The organism is Acinetobacter sp. YH12140 (assembly GCF_013418475.1).
Taxonomy (GTDB): domain Bacteria; phylum Pseudomonadota; class Gammaproteobacteria; order Pseudomonadales; family Moraxellaceae; genus Acinetobacter; species Acinetobacter amyesii.
Genome location: NZ_VPBZ01000013.1, coordinates 1 through 17,616, shown reverse-complemented (window position 1 = coordinate 17,616; position 17,616 = coordinate 1). Strand labels below are relative to the sequence as shown.

23 protein-coding genes are annotated in these 17,616 nt (G+C 40.0%); 16 read left to right on the top strand and 7 right to left on the bottom strand.

Annotation, left to right across the window (positions count from 1 at the left end):
* Positions 1-57: 57 nt before the first annotated feature.
* Positions 58-1,677 (top strand): phospholipase D family protein, encoded by a 1,620-nt coding sequence (locus FTU75_RS16765; RefSeq protein ID WP_257223821.1) that lies wholly within the window; start codon positions 58-60, stop codon positions 1,675-1,677.
* A gap of 47 nt (positions 1,678-1,724) precedes the next feature.
* On the opposite strand, the gene FTU75_RS16760 is transcribed toward FTU75_RS16765, so the two are convergent.
* A complete protein-coding gene (locus FTU75_RS16760; protein WP_180026730.1) occupies positions 1,725-2,546 on the bottom strand; it encodes a 1-acyl-sn-glycerol-3-phosphate acyltransferase in 822 nt (273 codons plus the stop codon).
* A gap of 411 nt (positions 2,547-2,957) precedes the next feature.
* On the opposite strand from FTU75_RS16760, the gene hflX reads away from it, so the two are divergent.
* The 6 genes from hflX (at position 2,958) to FTU75_RS16730 (ending at position 7,191) form a co-directional block, all read left to right on the top strand.
* Entirely contained in the window at positions 2,958-4,292 is a 1,335-nt protein-coding gene (gene hflX, locus FTU75_RS16755; RefSeq protein ID WP_180116502.1) for a ribosome rescue GTPase HflX, read from the top strand.
* A 43-nt stretch (positions 4,293-4,335) separates the two neighbouring features.
* Complete coding sequence (locus tag FTU75_RS16750) at positions 4,336-4,707, top strand: hypothetical protein (protein ID WP_078194269.1); 372 nt, start codon at positions 4,336-4,338, stop codon at positions 4,705-4,707.
* Between the two features lie 10 nt (positions 4,708-4,717).
* Complete coding sequence (locus tag FTU75_RS16745; protein ID WP_180077471.1) at positions 4,718-5,392, top strand: LrgB family protein; 675 nt, start codon at positions 4,718-4,720, stop codon at positions 5,390-5,392.
* 248 nt (positions 5,393-5,640) lie between these two features.
* Positions 5,641-6,093, top strand: a complete 453-nt coding sequence (locus FTU75_RS16740) for a DUF2147 domain-containing protein (RefSeq protein WP_180116501.1) — start codon at positions 5,641-5,643, stop codon at positions 6,091-6,093.
* Positions 6,094-6,153: 60 nt separating this feature from the next.
* The gene (locus tag FTU75_RS16735) at positions 6,154-6,603 is read left to right on the top strand and encodes a DUF2147 domain-containing protein (RefSeq protein WP_078190108.1); all 450 of its coding nucleotides are present in this window, start codon (positions 6,154-6,156) and stop codon (positions 6,601-6,603) included.
* Positions 6,604-6,744: 141 nt separating this feature from the next.
* Entirely contained in the window at positions 6,745-7,191 is a 447-nt protein-coding gene (locus FTU75_RS16730) for a DUF2147 domain-containing protein (protein ID WP_180024993.1), read from the top strand.
* Positions 7,192-7,244: 53 nt separating this feature from the next.
* On the opposite strand, the gene FTU75_RS16725 is transcribed toward FTU75_RS16730, so the two are convergent.
* The 5 genes from FTU75_RS16725 to FTU75_RS16705 all read right to left on the bottom strand — a co-directional run bounded on the left by FTU75_RS16725 (position 7,245) and on the right by FTU75_RS16705 (position 11,273).
* On the bottom strand, positions 7,245-8,090 hold the full coding sequence (locus tag FTU75_RS16725; protein ID WP_180116500.1) for a symmetrical bis(5'-nucleosyl)-tetraphosphatase: 846 nt from the start codon (positions 8,088-8,090) through the stop codon (positions 7,245-7,247).
* Positions 8,091-8,096: 6 nt separating this feature from the next.
* The gene (gene rsmA, locus FTU75_RS16720; protein WP_180116499.1) at positions 8,097-8,909 is read right to left on the bottom strand and encodes a 16S rRNA (adenine(1518)-N(6)/adenine(1519)-N(6))-dimethyltransferase RsmA; all 813 of its coding nucleotides are present in this window, start codon (positions 8,907-8,909) and stop codon (positions 8,097-8,099) included.
* 30 nt (positions 8,910-8,939) lie between these two features.
* The gene (locus tag FTU75_RS16715; RefSeq protein ID WP_180116498.1) at positions 8,940-9,797 is read right to left on the bottom strand and encodes a pilus assembly protein PilJ; all 858 of its coding nucleotides are present in this window, start codon (positions 9,795-9,797) and stop codon (positions 8,940-8,942) included.
* A gap of 21 nt (positions 9,798-9,818) precedes the next feature.
* Positions 9,819-10,802, bottom strand: a complete 984-nt coding sequence (gene pdxA / locus FTU75_RS16710; RefSeq protein WP_180116497.1) for a 4-hydroxythreonine-4-phosphate dehydrogenase PdxA — start codon at positions 10,800-10,802, stop codon at positions 9,819-9,821.
* 90 nt (positions 10,803-10,892) lie between these two features.
* A complete protein-coding gene (locus FTU75_RS16705) occupies positions 10,893-11,273 on the bottom strand; it encodes a hypothetical protein (RefSeq protein WP_143221714.1) in 381 nt (126 codons plus the stop codon).
* Positions 11,274-11,464: 191 nt separating this feature from the next.
* Between FTU75_RS16705 and rplM the strand changes: the two genes are divergently transcribed.
* Both rplM and rpsI read left to right on the top strand, forming a co-directional pair.
* The gene (gene rplM, locus FTU75_RS16700; protein ID WP_004722943.1) at positions 11,465-11,893 is read left to right on the top strand and encodes a 50S ribosomal protein L13; all 429 of its coding nucleotides are present in this window, start codon (positions 11,465-11,467) and stop codon (positions 11,891-11,893) included.
* A 12-nt stretch (positions 11,894-11,905) separates the two neighbouring features.
* Positions 11,906-12,292, top strand: coding sequence for a 30S ribosomal protein S9 (rpsI, locus tag FTU75_RS16695; protein WP_078190115.1), 387 nt, complete (start codon positions 11,906-11,908; stop codon positions 12,290-12,292).
* 62 nt (positions 12,293-12,354) lie between these two features.
* Here the strand turns inward: rpsI and FTU75_RS16690 are convergent, their stop codons facing one another.
* Entirely contained in the window at positions 12,355-12,600 is a 246-nt protein-coding gene (locus FTU75_RS16690) for a hypothetical protein (protein WP_180116496.1), read from the bottom strand.
* Between the two features lie 164 nt (positions 12,601-12,764).
* Here FTU75_RS16690 and FTU75_RS16685 point away from each other — a divergent pair, with 164 nt between their 5' ends.
* The 7 genes from FTU75_RS16685 to FTU75_RS16655 all read left to right on the top strand — a co-directional run bounded on the left by FTU75_RS16685 (position 12,765) and on the right by FTU75_RS16655 (position 17,364).
* On the top strand, positions 12,765-13,418 hold the full coding sequence (locus FTU75_RS16685) for a glutathione S-transferase N-terminal domain-containing protein (protein ID WP_111884994.1): 654 nt from the start codon (positions 12,765-12,767) through the stop codon (positions 13,416-13,418).
* A 27-nt stretch (positions 13,419-13,445) separates the two neighbouring features.
* Entirely contained in the window at positions 13,446-13,874 is a 429-nt protein-coding gene (locus tag FTU75_RS16680) for a ClpXP protease specificity-enhancing factor (RefSeq protein WP_180035895.1), read from the top strand.
* An 18-nt stretch (positions 13,875-13,892) separates the two neighbouring features.
* Positions 13,893-14,534: a hypothetical protein gene (locus FTU75_RS16675; protein WP_180116495.1), complete on the top strand. Its 642-nt coding sequence runs from the start codon at positions 13,893-13,895 to the stop codon at positions 14,532-14,534.
* 427 nt (positions 14,535-14,961) lie between these two features.
* Positions 14,962-15,321 carry a roadblock/LC7 domain-containing protein gene (locus FTU75_RS16670; protein WP_180022868.1) on the top strand — a complete coding sequence of 120 codons (360 nt, stop codon included), beginning with the start codon at positions 14,962-14,964 and terminating at the stop codon, positions 15,319-15,321.
* 86 nt (positions 15,322-15,407) lie between these two features.
* The gene (locus FTU75_RS16665; RefSeq protein WP_180116494.1) at positions 15,408-16,382 is read left to right on the top strand and encodes a hypothetical protein; all 975 of its coding nucleotides are present in this window, start codon (positions 15,408-15,410) and stop codon (positions 16,380-16,382) included.
* Between the two features lie 15 nt (positions 16,383-16,397).
* On the top strand, positions 16,398-16,943 hold the full coding sequence (locus tag FTU75_RS16660) for an ATP/GTP-binding protein (RefSeq protein WP_078194282.1): 546 nt from the start codon (positions 16,398-16,400) through the stop codon (positions 16,941-16,943).
* 10 nt (positions 16,944-16,953) lie between these two features.
* On the top strand, positions 16,954-17,364 hold the full coding sequence (locus FTU75_RS16655; protein WP_111884989.1) for a roadblock/LC7 domain-containing protein: 411 nt from the start codon (positions 16,954-16,956) through the stop codon (positions 17,362-17,364).
* The last annotated feature ends 252 nt before the right edge of the window (positions 17,365-17,616 follow it).

The following is a 17,616-nucleotide window of genomic DNA, read 5'->3' as shown; positions in this document are numbered from 1 at the left end:
TATCTTTTCACAGCTGACACTTATACTCAAATCAAATTTTTTAGTATGTCTAACAGTATGAACTCAGCTACACCGAAACAGCAAAATTTGCCCTTCATACACAACCACACTAAGGCGGTTTTGCTGAGTTGTAGCCTTGTTTTGACTTTATCTGCATGTAGTACCTTGCCTAAACAGCAAACTCAACCTGTGGAATATGCTTTTAATACCCCGACAGACGATACTAGCCTTGCGAAAATTGTGTTGCCGCTACGGGAACAAAATCCTAACTTAACTGGTTACCATGTTCTATATGACCCATTAGAAGCCTTAGCAGCTCGAATCGAGCTGATCAATAAGGCCGAAAAAAGTTTAGATCTACAATACTATATTTGGGATAACGACAAAATTGGTGCTTTGGCCCTACATGCCATGATCAAAGCTGCTGATCGTGGGGTGAAAATTCGTTTATTGGTCGATGACAACAATGCCAAAAAAATGGAAGGCATTTATATGGCACTCGACCAACATGCCAATATTGATGTCAAACTGTATAACCCGTACCGCTTCCGACATTTCCGCCCTGTCGATATGGTGCTGGATCTAAAACGCATCAACCGCCGTATGCACAACAAAAGCTTTATTGCAGACAATCAAATCGCATTGATTGGTGGCCGCAATATGAGTAACCAATACTATAACGTCAGTGATAATTATCAATTTTCCGATGTCGACGTCATGTTGGTCGGTGCGGCATCCGATGAAATCATCCATTCTTTTGACGAATATTGGAATGATGACTATGCCTTTCCAGTACGCCAATTGGTCAATCCACGCCACTATAGCTTGCGCTTTGACAGTCTCAAACAACAACTCGATGACTATAACCAAGAAGCCACTGTGGTCAATTATTTGGATTTAGCCAACCGTTCACATGCCTTTGATGACTGGCTCAACAATAAAATCCAATTTGACTGGGTTAAAGCCGAAGTGGTCAAAGATTCCCCAAGCAAAATCAAATCTAAGGCTAAAAAAGAAGAGCATCTCAACTTTCAGCTGCTCAACCGTTTAGATAAACCTGAACAAAGTGTCGATATCGTTTCAGCCTACTTTGTCCCAGAAAAAAAAGGGGCTGAACGCCTAAAAAACCTCAGTGCCGATGGCGTGAAAGTCAGAGTTTTGACTAACTCATTCCAGGCCAATGACGTGCCATTGGTTCATGCTTTTTATAGTAAATATCGCCAAGACCTCTTGGAACACGATGTTCAACTCTATGAGTTTCTGTCTAGACCTGATGCAGAAAATCTCAATACCAATACCAAAGAGCTCGCTGAAAAAGCTAAAGTCAGTCTGAAGGGCTTAAGCCGTTCGAGCTTACATGCCAAACTGATGGCAATTGATGAAAAACAAGTCTTTATCGGCTCATTTAACTTTGACCCTCGCTCAGCATATTTAAATACTGAAATTGGGGTATTACTGAATAGCCCACGCTTAGCCAAAGCAGTCCACTACACCATGGATGAAAATTTGAGTAAATATGCCTATAAGTTAGTGCTCAATGCAGACCAACAGATCAATTGGAAAATTAAGCTGTCAAATGGTCAAACGCGTATTTATCCACGTGAACCGAAAATCAAGTGGTGGCAAAAAGCAGGGGTGAAATTTATCTCTTGGTTGCCGCTCGAAGGCTTTATGTAAGGATTATGCTGCAAAGGCATCCCCTTGCAGCCTGAATCATTAATTCATTAAGCTTCAACTGGAACTGGTGCTTTAAGGACTTTGGCTTGAAGTTCTGCCAATCCTTGATTCATTTTTTGCTGCACTTCTTGTGTCAGACTGTCAACAGTATGACCTGCCGAATCAATTGCGGGCAATGTCATCAGATGCGCTGTGACTTTCGGCATTTCTAAGACATTTTTGACATGTCGATCAAAGCTAATGTCTCCGACATAGGGCGCAATATTATCGAGTTCACCGTCCTGATTCACATAGCAAATTAAGCAAATTTGGACTGGACGTTCAGCTTCAATCGCCGCACCTAAAATACGACCATGAATTTTTTTAATTTTGCTGCCATCTGAAGTGGTGGCTTCTGGGAAAAAGAGTACCGGCGTATCTTGTTTTAAGAAGCCCGTAATTTGTTCTTTAATTTTAATCGAGTCGCCAGAGCCACGCTTAATAAATAAGGTGCCACCGCCTTTCGCCAAATTACCCAGCACTGGCCATTTTTCAATTTCAGCTTTCGCCAAAAAGAAAACACGTGCGCCAGAACCCAAAACTGCCACATCTAACCATGAAATATGATTACTTACCCAAAGGGCTGGTTGACGTGGAATTTCGCCATGCACTTTGACTTCAAGATTAAATACTTTGCATAACTTGCGACAAAAATACTGCACATAGCGGGTATTTTGCGGGTTATTCGGGTCTTTATACAATTGATGACGATAAACCAAATAAAAACCCTGCGTCACGGCAACAGCTGCTGCACCGACTTTTTTACAATACAAATAAAATTTTGAAAACACATTAATTTGCGGTGTATTGACGATTTGAGGTTGATTCATAAACGGTTCACTAAAAGGACACGGTGCCACAATTTGGCGTAAATTTTCATCATCATATACCGAAGACAGTTTTTTTGCATTGATCATAAAAACCGAAGTCGAAGATAATATTTTCCCATTTTAATCGTTTTTAAAAATCAAATATTATTTTTATATCGGTTTTAAAGGTTAAAATTATGAATCATTCATATTCAGACAATCCCCCTATTTCTTCATGGCAAGCGTTAAAAGCCATTGCTGGTTTTTCATTGATATATATGAGTGTGCTTTTTTTACTGGCACTGAGCTTTCGCAGCTTTCTCTAATTGAACTGCAGGTCGTACAGCAACTTTGCCATTAATCCATCACTTAGATTAACCACCGCACTGCATTTTCGCCTAAAATGAATCTTTAAACAGGAGTGTGTGCTGAGTGGAAAATTTAAATCAACATCAAGCGAGCGGTGAACGCGTAATTTTAGTCAGTGTGGCAGTACAAATGCTTGCAGACCTTGATGCCGAAGAATTCCACTTACTTGCTCAATCTGCAGGTGCCAATATTCTGCAACATGTGCATGCTCAGCGTATTAAGCCTGATGCCAAATTATTTATTGGCTCAGGGAAAGCTGAAGAAATTGCAGAAGTAGTCGCAGAATATGAAGCCGAATTGGTCATCTTTGACCATGCTCTCACCCCTGCCCAAGCACGTAATCTTGAACGCATCATGCGTTGTCGTGTGGTCGATCGTACAGAATTAATTTTAGATATTTTTGCCCAACGCGCACGTACCTATGAAGGTAAATTGCAAGTTGAGTTGGCTCAATTACAACATATGGCTTCACGGCTGATTCGTAGTCGTGGCGATCTCGATAGCCAAAAAGGTGGGATCGGCCTACGTGGACCGGGTGAAACGCTACTGGAAACCGACCGACGTCTACTCAAGCTCCGTATGGGGCAACTCAAAGTGAAACTGGAGAAAGTCCGCCAAACACGTATGCAAGGTCGTGTGGCACGTCAAAAAGCTGCAGTTCCTACCGTGTCATTGGTGGGTTATACCAATGCGGGTAAATCGACCTTATTTAATAATTTAGCAAAAAGTGATGTCTATGCAGCAGACCAACTTTTTGCGACACTTGACCCAACTTTACGCCGTCTACATTGGGATGGTATCGGCAACTTAGTTCTCGCAGATACTGTAGGTTTTGTGCGTAATTTATCGCACTCACTGGTCGAGTCGTTTAAAGCCACCTTAGAAGAAACGTTGGAGGCGACCTTATTGTTACATGTCGTTGACTCCAGCAGTCCGGACATGATGGAACAAATCGAGGCTGTCGAAAAAGTACTGAAAGAAATTGGTGTCGATGTTCCGATTCTGCGCGTTTATAACAAAATTGATGTCAGTGGCGAAGATCCTAAAATCATCTATGGCAAGCCACATCAGCCGGAACGTGTCTATGTCTCAGCACATAGTGGTAAAGGTCTTCCCTTATTACGCCAAGCGGTTCAAGAGTGCTTAATGGGCCAAATTCAAAGCTTTGAAGTCCGTCTAAAACCAGCTTATGGCAAATTAAGAACACAACTGTATGCGCTCAATGTGATCCAAAATGAAAGTTATGATGAACAAGGCAACTTAATTTTGCATGTCATCATCGCCCCGAATAAGTTAGAACAACTGATTAAACAGGCGCATTTACCCATTGATGAAATATTGGGAACGCGTGCGCAACAATTCCAACGTCCACTTGAAGAATTTGAAATTAAAGACTAAATCGGTTAAAACTTGATTAGTATAATTTTAACGAAAGACAAAAATGGACTGGATCAAGCGCATCGACTGGAAAGCCTGGATAGGCACTATTGCATTAATTATTATTTTCCGTGAAGGCGCGGTCTGGGTCATGAAGCAATTCAATCACCCAGAATTAGGCAATCTAGTCGGTTTGATTGCCCTCTTGATCGTGCTTTCATTTTGGAGAAAATTCAACAAAATTCCAGCCAGTTTGGTCGATACCAATAATAAAATCATGAAAGAAAGTGCGTTTGCCTTCTTACCCATTAGTGCAGGCTCATTGCTGATGATGATGCATTTAGGTGATGAAATTCCGATGTTTTTGATTGTTCTCTTTGTCAGCACCCTCATACCGCTGTGGGTCTACGCAAAAATGTCTAAGAAATGGCTATAGGAGAATCAACATGCTTTCAATCATCTCTGGATTCATCATTACCCTGATCGCCTATCTTGTCGCAAAACCTATTAATAAAAAATTACCGCAAATCCCCGTGATTGTGATTGGGATGTTTTTCGTCATTGGTATGCTCTATCTTTTTGGCATTTCCTATGAAAGTTATATGGCACACGTGAATCCACTGTTCAATAACTTACTCGGCTATGTCACAGTGGCCTTGGCTATTCCTTTAGCAGCGATGCGCTACGATGACTTGCCTTTAAAAGCCGTGGGCGGGATTTTAGTCTTTGCCAGTATCAGTGCCGTTGCCCTCCCTATGGGGCTGGCTTATTTGCTGCATTTGTCAGATCCAACCATTATGGCTTTTGCTACACGGGCAGTGACCACCCCTATTGCCATCAACATTGCGACGCTGCTGCATTCCCCGATTCCTTTGGTGATTTTGATTGTGATTTTATCAGGGGTGATTGGCGCAGCATTTTCACCCATCATACTTAAAAATATTCATGATGAACGTGCATCAGGACTCGCCTTAGGACTTGCTGCACATGCGATTGGCACAGCTCAAGCTTGGCAGCGCGGCAGCATTGCTGGGCGCTATGCGGCATTTGGCATGGCGGTAAATGCAGTATTCACAGCAATCTGGTTGCCAACTTTCATACTCTATCTACAAAATATGTGACTGAGCAATCACTTTTAAATGATTGTTTCGTATAAAAAATAAACTTAATATAAATTCTAGGGTACACCACAACACATTGAACGATGTGCTGTGGATGTTACATTTTTGGTAAAGGCACTTTTGTGCAACATGTCAACTTTCCCGAATAAAATGTAAATATTTATGCTTAGAGTAGTTGCTCTAAGTTTAAATATTACCTAGTATGATCAATAAACCCTCACAAAGTGTATTGATAAAGGATTATTAATATGATCGGAAAAAGTTTGAAATGGGCTGCATTATTCGGTGCTGTAGTAACAAGCTCTGCACTTTATGCTCAAGATCTTACAGGGACTTGGCAACAAATTGACGATAAAACCGGTTCGCCTAAAGCACTGATCGAAATTCGAAAAGATGCCAAAGACACCTATACCGGCAAAATTGTCAAAGTGACGCCACGTCCGGGTTATACACCAAAGGAAAAATGTGTGAATTGCCCTGCACCTTATACCAACCAGCCTATTTTAGGGATGGATGTATTTAAGGGGCTGAAACTTGAAAGTGAAAATACCTACTCTCAAGGAAAAATTATTGATCCTTTAGCAGGCAAAATTTACAGCTTAAAAGGCAAAATTTCTGCCAATGGTAAGCGCTTACATTTACGTGGATATCTGGGGATTTCCGCGATTGGTCGTACACAGACATGGATTCGCGTTGAATAAATTTTAAATTTATTCAGTAAATTGATTTGATATAGGTGAACCACCTACAGGGAATATCTGATGAAAAAATTAAAAGTGAGCCTCTTATTCTTAGCTGCTGTAATGAGTGGTTCAGCTTTTGCTCAAGACCTTTCAGGGACTTGGCAACAAATTGACGATAAAACAGGTTCACAAAAAGCCATTATTGAAATCCGTAAAGAAAGTAATGGAACATTCGTGGGTAAAATCATCAAAGTGACGCCGCGTCCAGGCTATACACCGCGCGACACCTGCGTAAATTGCCCTGCACCTTATAAAAACAAACCGATTTTAGGCCTTGATGTGTTAACTGGTTTAAAACATGTTGAAGGGACCAATAACTACGACAAAGGCCGTATTATCGACCCACTTTCTGGCAAAATTTACGACACAAAAGTTCGCTTAAATGCCAGTGGCAAACGTCTCACGCTACGTGGCTATATGGGTGTATCAGCACTCGGTCGTAGCCAAACTTGGATTCGCCAAGAATAAGCTTAGTGTCATAAAAACCGCCGCCATGGCGGTTTTTTTATGCCTAAGGTATTCAAATTATTTTAAAAAATTAAGTTGACTATTCTCGTGAACTTTCTAACATACGTGCTCATAAATCACGCTTCTAGGGGAAAAGCGATTATGTTTAAAAAAATATTATTCAGCCTATGTACATTCGGATTGATGAATGTCGCATTTGCAAATGACATTACTGGCACGTGGCAACAAATTGACGATAAAACAGGAGCTGCCAAAGCGATTATTTCGATTCACAAAGAATCCAATAATACCTATACCGGTAAAATTATTAAAATTACGCCACGTCCTGGCTATACACCGCAAAAAAACTGTAATAAGTGCCCTGCGCCTTATACCAACCAACCGATTCTCGGCATGGAAATTGTTAAAGGTTTAAAGCAAATTAATAATACAAATAATTATGAAAAAGGTCGTATTATCGACCCTCTTTCTGGCAAGGTTTATGATGCTAAAGTGCGCTTAAACAGCACAGGAAAACGTATTTCGATCCGTGCAAGTATTGGCGTTTCAGTCTTGGGCCGTAACCAAACTTGGATTCGTTTAGACTAATCCTCACACCAATAAAAAAGCCGCATCAATGCGGCTTTTTTATTTTTAAATACTTACATCACAGGATTATCGACCGCAAACATGTGCTGATCTTCTAAACGATAAGCCATCAACTGATTGCCCCAGACACATCCGCCATCCACATTTTGGATTTTTGCTGAAATGCTTTTTCCTTGCAAAGCCGCCCAGTGACCAAAAAGAATTTGATGGGTCTGCGCTGCTTGTGACTCAAACTCAAACCATGGTTGAAAACCCTTCGGCATAGGGTCATCGAGTGAATCTTTAAAACTAAACTCTAAACAGCCTTCTGCATCGGTTAAGCGCATGCGGGTCAAATAGTTGGTAATACAGCGTAAGCGCGCATGACCAGATAAATCATCCGACCATAGGTTCGGCTCTTTACCGTACATCACTTGAAGAAACGCATCGACTACATCAAAGTCGTCATGACCAATCACCGCTTCCACTTCCTTTGCCAAGTCTGCGGTTTGCTGCGCAGTCCAATTCAAAGGAATACCCGCATGAGTCAAAATGGTTTGCTCATTCGGAAATAGACACAGCGGCTGCTTGCGTAACCAATCAATCAAATCATCACTTTCTAAAGCGTGAATCACATCATCGATATTGTCTTTAGGATTGATATCCTTAATACCGCGAGCGCATGCCAGCAAAGTCAGATCATGATTGCCCAGTACCGTCGCCGCAACTTCACTATCCACTAATTTTTTGATGAACCGTAAAGCGCCTACCGAGTTTTCACCCCGTGCGACGAGATCACCGGCAAACCATATAAAATCTTGGTCTGCATCAAACTTAATCTCTTTCAGTAAAGCTTTTAATGCTTCAAAACAGCCTTGAACATCACCAATGACATAGTTATAGCGAATAGAGCGAGTCATAATTATTTAAGCCACCATTTGATCTGCTAATGCGACAAATTCTGCAAGTGTTAGGGTTTCTGGACGCGCCATTGGATTAACCCCTGCATTTTCAAAACCATCTTCAACCAACATGCCTTTTAAGCTGTTACGCAAGGTCTTGCGGCGCTGAGTAAAGACATGTGAAACCAAACGCGCAAGCGCTTTTTCATCTTTCGCCACAATCGGTTTAACGGCATAAGGCTCTAAACGGAATACCGCAGAGGTGACTTTTGGCGGCGGATTAAACGAACCCGGCGGCACTTCAAATAAAAACGTCGGTTTACAGAAGTATTGGATCATCACCGATAAACGGCCGTATTCTTTGGTATTCGGTGAAGCGGTAATACGGTCCACGACTTCTTTTTGCAGCATGAAGTGCATGTCTTTGACTTTGTCGCCAAACTCCAAGAGATGGAACAGCAGCGGTGTCGAGATGTTATACGGCAAGTTGCCAACCACACGCAGTGGACGGCCTTCGGCAAATAGCTCGGTAAAGTCATATTTCAGCGCGTCGGTTTCAACAATGGTCAAGCGCTCGGGATGAGGCACACGGCCCGGCAAACCTGCGGCTAAGTCACGGTCCAGCTCAACCACAGTTAAAGCATCGCATTCACCAATTAAAGGCGATGTAAGCGCAGCAAGACCGGGACCAATTTCGACAATATTGTCACCAGTACGCGGATTTACCGAACGTACAATTTTGGCAATAACACGTTGATCATGTAAGAAATTCTGTCCAAACCGCTTACGCGTGTGATGCCCTTCATCTTTTGGGTTTAGGGCATTAATTTGATACATAAAATTCTCCGCATAGGTTTATTACAACGATTACTGACTTGATTCAAATTCACTCAAGCGAGCAAAAATTTCTTCGGACTTGGTCACATTATCCCGAGCCGCTTTAATTACACTGAGCAATGGCTCTCTTTGTTGCAACAAAGCCATTGTTTCAGATTTCATCATTTCTTCAGTTTCCGCCTGAATAGAGAGCAAACTTTCACGCATTTCAGCATTGTTTACGCGCTCTACACCCAGTTCGGGATTACCATTCAGTTGAGCCTTCAAATAAATATTGAAAGTTTCAAAATCTGCTAAAAAGTCATCTAAATCGTCTGGATGAATAGAATTCACATCAGTTAACTTCAGCAAAGAACTCAACATTCGTCCCGCAATATAGACTTGATTTTTGGCAATCATTGCTTGAATAGCTGAATTGTTTCCTCTAGCCATCATATCAGCCAGAATGTTATATTCAGCTTGAATACCCGGAATGGTTTCACTTACAAGAAGTTGAGATTCATATAGCGCACTCAGGCTATTTTGATGCTGTACAAGCAGATCAATATTAGCATTGATTGCCTGTCCATCTTGAAGCATTTTATCAGCACCATCACGATTCGCATATTTTTTATGCACCGCAGTCAGCGCTTGATTAAATTTTTGCTGATTATGTTTAAAGCCATCCACGGCAGCCGGTGATGCAAAACGTATAAATCCTTCCGTCTGTTTTGGAATTTGCAGCGATAATACTTTTAATTCACAAGAATGATGATCTGTAGCGAGCGTTGAGCATGCTGACAGCATCAACGCTAACGCAATCCCAAAAAATGGGCGAATGATCGATTTCGCCCTAAGCATCTTGTTATTTTCCTGTTTTATTTTTGATAATTTTTTACTATTATTCATATAAAATTCAAACCTTTATTATTAAGTTTCGTTATTTTTCGCACGTGCTAATTCTAAAGCCAAATCAACCGCCACCTGTAAACTCGAACTTTTAGCAAGACCAGTTCCAGCCAGTGACAGTGCTGTGCCGTGATCCACTGAAGTCCGAATAAACGGTAAGCCCAAAGTGATATTGATGGCTTCGCCAAAGCCCTGCGACTTTAACACAGGTAAGCCCTGATCGTGATACATCGCCAAAACCGCATCGGCATCTTTTAAATTTTCAGGGGTAAATAAGGTATCAGCAGGTAAGCTCAGGCTCATATTCACCCCTTGAGCGCGATAACGCTCTAGCACCGGATTGATCACTTCAATCTCCTCCATGCCCAAATAGCCATCTTCACCCGCATGCGGATTTAAACCGCAGACTAAAATATGCGGATGATCTTTTTTAAATTTGGTTTTTAAATCATGAATTAAAATATCAATGACTTGATGCAAACGTTCTTGAGTAATGGCATCTGAAACATCACGAAGCGGTAAATGTGTTGTTGCCAATGCGACACGGAGCGTTTTGGTCGCAAGCATCATCACGACACGTTCAACGCCTGCAAATTCTTGATAAAATTCCGTATGTCCGCTGAAATGGATACCGGCATCATTAATAATCGACTTTTGCACAGGTGCAGTTGCAACACCTACACTTTTGCCAGACATCGCATAATCTGCAGAACGACGTAATTGTTCCAACACATAGGCTGCATTACTTACATCTAACTGACCTGCGATGACAGGTTTAGTCACAGGCACATGTTCTACATAAAGCTGACCTAGAGCTGCCGACTCCTCCTGCCCAACATAGTCAATCAGTTCAACTTCGAGCTTTAACTGTTGAGCACGCTTGATCAGCAAATCTTTATCAATAAGAACCACAATTGGCCTTTCATCTATTCGATTGGCTAGACTCAAACAAATATCAGGTCCTATACCTGCGGGTTCACCGCTGGTGATATATAAAGGCAACATGCGAGTATCCTGTGTGTGCAATAGCATTATTATACTGTGTGATGCACATGACAGACCTAATTTTATTGACTAAAAATATTGGACTAAAACTCAAAAATAAGCGCGTTGTGCGACATTGTATGGAATGAAATCGAAAGCAAAACCTGAAATGCCAATGATCCAAATCAATGCAATAAGAATTACAATGCCGCGCTGAACGGCTGACACATGTTGCGGGTACTTCGTTATCAGCCAAAAAGACATACCCCCCACAAGCAATAATCCAATCAACAGATAAACCAATAAATAACTAAGGAAAAATAAAGTGAGCATCATTAACAAAACGATGATCGCACCATCCGCCCCGTGCAAATACACCAAATACAAAAAAGTTGGGCTTAAAACCAAGGCGCTACATAAGCCCATTAATTGCAACCATTGCCGCCAAAATGAGGGTTCAGATGTGTTTTTTAACAGATTAGAATTCGACATGATTTACTTTCATCCACTTTTTTTATAATTTCTGGATTATCTGCTGTTTATTGCTGAAGAAATATACTACAATACAGCGCTTGAAATTTTATATTTTCATTTGTGATTCTTCACGTATTCGTATAGAATCGCGTCTCCTTTTGTTTGGACAGCTTCTATAGTCCAAACCAACTATAATAGGTAGTGGTTTAATGAAAACTCTCAGCGCTAAGCCAGCTGAAGTTCAACACGACTGGTACGTTGTTGATGCTTCTGGCAAAACTTTAGGTCGCCTTGCGACTGAAATCGCTCGTCGTTTACGCGGTAAGCACAAAACTTCTTATACTCCTCACGTTGACACTGGTGACTACATCGTTGTTATCAATGCTGAGCAAGTTCAAGTGACTGGTAAAAAATCACTTGATAAGAAATATTATCGCCACACTGGTTTCCCTGGTGGTATTCGTGAAACTAATTTCGAAAAATTAGTTGCTCACAAACCAGAAGAAATCTTCGAACGTGCTGTAAAAGGCATGTTGCCAAAAGGTCCTCTTGGTTATGCAATGATCAAGAAAATGAAAGTGTACGCTGGTACTGAGCATCCACATACTGCTCAACAGCCACAAGTTTTGGACATCTAAGGGATACAGCACATGGCTACTAACTATGGTACAGGTCGCCGTAAGACCGCAACTGCACGTGTTTTCCTATCAGCTGGTACTGGTAAACTCGTAATCAACAACCGTTCTTTAGAACAATATTTCGGTCGTGAAACTGCTCGTATGGTTGTTAACCAACCACTTGAGCTTTTAGAAGCTACTGAGAAATATGACCTTTACATCACTGTTGCTGGTGGTGGTATCGGTGGTCAAGCAGGCGCTATCCGTCACGGTATTACTCGTGCATTGATCGCTTCTGACGAAACTCTTAAACCTGCTCTTCGTCAAGCTGGTTTCGTTACTCGTGATGCTCGTGAAGTTGAACGTAAGAAACTTGGTTTACGTAAAGCTCGTAAACGTCCTCAATTCTCTAAACGTTAATTCGTTTACCGAATCGGACAAAAAACCTTGGCTTATGCCAAGGTTTTTTTATGTCTTAATTTTTATGAAGATGATGCAAATAGAATAACGATCCGATAAACAAAGAGACTCAAACTCGCAATAAAACATAAAACCGACAGTGTTAGTGTAATTGTACAAATGGTCATTTTGCTTTTTTGTTCAGGACTATCATCCTCTGCTCCATAATCAGAGGCATAACCTCCAGCGAGTGCCGTATAAAAGCCAATGCCCATAAAAATAACAGCAGCTAAAAATAATAATTTTTGTACAAGTGCAATGGTCATCATGCGGTGACGATCAGGTAAATATATGACATGAAAAGCTATCAGATAAAATCAAATAAAACAAAACTGTAATTTTCACTGTAGTTGCATTGATATTGCTAAAGTCTCCGTGATTTTACTGTCTAATTTTAGTATCCTATCTTATTCATTTCTCATCGTCTCGGATTATGTCAGTCGAAAATGCACCTCTCCAAGGGATTACGCTTTACAGTCATGCGGATGACTTTCGCTCACACTGGATACGCTATGTACTTGCAGAGAAGCAAATCAAACATAATTTAATTATTGCTGATGATGAAGACGAAGATCTTGCGAGTTTAAATCCCTACAATCAACTTCCGATGATGATTGAAAATGGCCTAAAACTCTATAACAGCAGTATTATTGCCGAATATTTGGATGACCGATATCGTCAAAATAAACTGTATGCAGATGCACCCATGCCTCGTGCAGAGCAACGTCAATATGTATGGCGCTTCGAACAAGATTGGTTAAGACTTGCCGATATTATGCTTCGCCATCCCGATACCCTCGATGAAAAAGCCAAGCAAAAAGCACAAAAACAATTACGTGATACACTCATTTCACTAACCCCCTTGTTTCAGCATTATCCTTATTTTATGTCTGAACAATTTAGCATGTTAGACTGTATGCTCGCACCTGTATTTCTGCGCCTAAAAGCCATGGGGATTGAGCTTCCCAAACAGCAATGCCGCCCTATATTTCTCTATTGCCAACGCATCTTTAGCCGTCCTGCATTTATCAAATCGATGACATTGCAGGAAAAAAATCGCTATAGCGAGCTTTTAGCAAAAAATTAATTTCCCATTAATATTCGAGTAAGCATTATGTCTGAACAAGAACTACAACTCACTCCAACGCGTCCATACTTAACACGGGCACTTTATGAATGGATTTGTGACAATCAACTTACACCGTACCTACTTGTCGATGCGACACAGAATGGTACGATGGTGCCAGTTCAATATATCCAAGATGGCCAAATTGTCCTGAATATTGCACCCCATGCAACTCATGCGCTGCATATGAGCAATGAGACGATTACTTTCTCTGCACGCTTTGGTGGCGTTTCGCAAAACCTCTATATCCCCTTTTCTGCTGTTCTAGGTATCTATGCACGTGAAAATGGTCAAGGCATGTTCTTCGATCCTCAAGAATATGAAGGTATTCAGAATGATCAAAATGCTTTAAAATCAAACAACCAAGAACAACAAGAGCAGCCGAAGAAAAAACCAGGTTTAAGGTTGCTCGATTAAAGAATAAGGAAGCGAATAATGGCTTTTGATTTAGTACAATATTTTGTCGAACAAATAGAATCTCAAAAGCCTATGCTTTTAAGTCATTTAAATCGTGAAGAAAAACGTCAACATATACGTGAAATTAATGCATTAACTTTAGGTGAATTGATTCATCAGCTCCGCAATAATGCTCAAAAGGTTTATCAAGAAATTACTCATCCTGATGAACTCTATATTCAAGAAGTTTCACGCCATCTGACCACCAATCCATCGAATGCATCAATATTAGAACGCTCTGAACTTGAACACCTAACAACTGAAATTTTTCATTTACAATTAAATGAATTAAAGCAACTTCATGATACCGGCTCACACTCACCACAAAGCATTCAAGAATTACTCAATGGACAAATTGAACACCTTTCTGGTCAAGCGGATGATTGGGTTTGGTCAACAAACAACCTAACAGAGCTTCTTGGTTCTAAACCAAATCTGCAAGAAGAGATATCATTAGAAGCATCAATGAAGGAGTTCAATCAAATGGTTAATCAACAACATACTCAAGAAGATGTGACAACTGAAGTACAAGTGCCAACTTGGTCAAAAATTGTAGAGCCTATCGTTGCAGTGGTGATTTTATGGATTCTGGCATCTGCAGCTTGTAATATTTTTTCTTAAGTGGCTTCATTTGTCTAAAACAATGACCTGCTTCTTAAGCAGGTTTTTTTAAATCGAATATTCTAAATTACACGCCTTTAGATCACTTTTTGTTTTCTTTATGTAAATCACTCAGCTTTATTCTGCAAAAATTGAGTTTTGTCACACCATTTACAAAATATTACATTTGAATTTTTGGTAAATTTTATATCAAAAATAAAGTCCGAAAACACATAAAAAAATATATATAGCAAATTAAATCACATTTTTTAAATCCTAAAACTTAACGCTATATTTAGAAAATATTATCCTTTTAAAGCAAAAAATTAATTTTATTGCAAAGCCCCATACGCTTCCTATAATTAAATTATGTAGTTAAAAACGCTAGTTTAATTACCTAAATATCTACAAATAATAATCATGTATAACCTAAAAGAGGGGCATAAAAATGGCTAAAGTTTCATTAGAATCACTCACAACAATCGACGGTTTTCATGCAGCGGCACTGGTAGACGGTGAAAGTGGCCTAGCTATGGCGACACAAGGCGGTGGAGATATTGATTTAGAATTAGCAGCTGCTGGAAATACTGAAGTGGTTCGCTCCAAAAGACGTGTTGCTCAGTCACTCAATTTAGATGATCACATTGTCGATATTTTAATTACCTTAGGAAAGCAGTATCACTTGATTCGTCCACTGGAAAATAATGAATCCGTATTCTTATATTTAGTACTTGATCGTGCCAAAGCAAACCTAGCCATGGCTCGACACGAATTAAAAACTTATGAAAAAAATTTAGATTTTGCTTAATTTCACCCAACCCTCTTATGCCAATAAGAGGGTTTTTTATTCCCAAAATGTTTTACAGATTTGAATAAAATTAGTCGAGGAACACCATGAATAAGCAATATATCAATATCGGCATTGCTGGATTAAGTATTCATGATTCAGATCAACTCAAACATCAGCTTTACGCAATTTTTCCACAGCACTTTAATATCCAATGGAAAAGTGCATCTGATGTGAATCTCGATTGCCTATTTATTCATGAGCGTTTTTTTGACACCGAAGGAATTCAACAAATATTAACACGCCGCGCTTTACCGTGGCTCAAGATCTCGAAAGACAACCAACAATCAGGGCGCGTCAGAAATAATACGCTGTTCCTACCCGTGGATGACAATCAAGAGCTCAATCAATGGATTGATAAACATCTCGTCAGCCATAATGACCTTAACGAATCCATTGAGCATGCTCAACATGTTCAAATCCAGAGCTTTAGCGATTTTAATTTGGAGGATGATTACTTCAAAAAAATGTATGCAGAAGATAATCATCAAAAATTACACCTATATGATGATCTAGGCACAATAGCGGTAATCGATACCGCGCAAAATATAGCTTGGCTCAACCTCGAGCGTCAACTTCAACACACAGATGCTAGTTTTAAATATGATTTCGCATCAATTGAAGATATGACCCATGTAAGTCGAAAGCACCCCGTCATCCTTCAAGACTGGATATGGAATCTATTTTGGCAAACTCCGAATTTTTACCAAACAGTTCCTGAAGATGGTCATTTTCGAATTTTAAGCTGGCCAAAACCTGCTGAACATTTATCTCATAAACAAATTTTTCAACTTTCTGCATGTTTTATCCAGGGTGCAAAGATATCAACCATTGCAGAACAATATGATATACCCCTCAGCACCGTTCGGCAGTTCATTGCTGCGAATATGGCATCACTGAATATTAAAAAAATAAATCTTTGGGATAAACATTACACGCCACCTGAAACGCATGAACCAACAGAAGAAAAGAACTTTGTACAAAACTTCTTTCGTAAATTACGGCGTAAATTTGGATTTTAGAATAGGACATCAAACATGATTCTTCAGCAATATAAAATTGTCTTTGCTGGTTCTATGGGTGCTGGAAAAACTGAAGCGATCCGTTCACTTTCTGATATCCCAGTTTTACTGACCGAGGCGTTTAATACAGATCAAACCAGCCATCAAAAACTTGAAACCACAGTAGGTATCGACTACGGAGAAGTGACCTTAGAAGATGGTTTAAAAATAGGTTTATATGGTACCCCTGGACAAAGTCGTTTTGATTTTATTTGGCCTGTGATTTGTCAAGGCGCAATCGGTACAATTATTTTGATTGATCATAATGTTAATGACCCCTTAAGTGAACTCGAAAGCTACTTAGAAACCTTCCAAAACTATACAGATAACATAGCCATTGGAATTACCCATACAGACGAAATCACAAGTTCAACGAATACTGCTATCTACAAAGATTGGCTGATTAGTCAGGACTTATATTCGCCCCTATTCTTTATTGACTGTCGCAAAAAATCTGACGTTTTACTGCTACTTGAAGCTTTAATTACCTCAATTGAAGTAAATCACTATATCACTGCATAAGGAGCAAAACATGTTTAATGTCACAAAACGCACCGCTTCGAATGAGTTAATACAACATGCCCGTGAACAAATAAATAATATTATTAACAATGCACGAGGCGTTCATTTCATCATGGTGTGTTCAACAGATGGATTTGAGCTAACGAGTGTTTACAAACGTGGGCAATATAACAATAGCAAGTTAGCTGCGGTTAGCAGCTCTATCCTTGCAATGGTGTCAGCATTTATCAAAGAAATTCATTTGGTCGGTTGTCAGAATATAACGTTAGATGCAGAAAATGGAAAAGCAATACTCACATCTGTTGCTGCGCAAAATCACCCCATGATTATTGTGGCATTGACTGATAAGGACATTTTATTAGGCCAAGTCTTATATATGCTTAAAGCTGCAACGCAATCAATTATTTCAGCGGATCAATAAACTTTATAGAAATATTGAAGACTATTAACTTTATATTTGATTCAGAAATCTTCATTTATTCGTCACTTTAACTTATTCATTTTCCTATTCTATTCTTCTGCTTTTCTTCTTATTTACCTTTCCCTCCCGCATAAAAAAACACCCCCTTCGCTTTGAAGGGGGTGTTTTCGAATAATGAGCTGGCGATGACTTACTCTCACATGGGTAACCCCACACTACCATCAGCGCTAAGAGGTTTCACTTCTGAGTTCG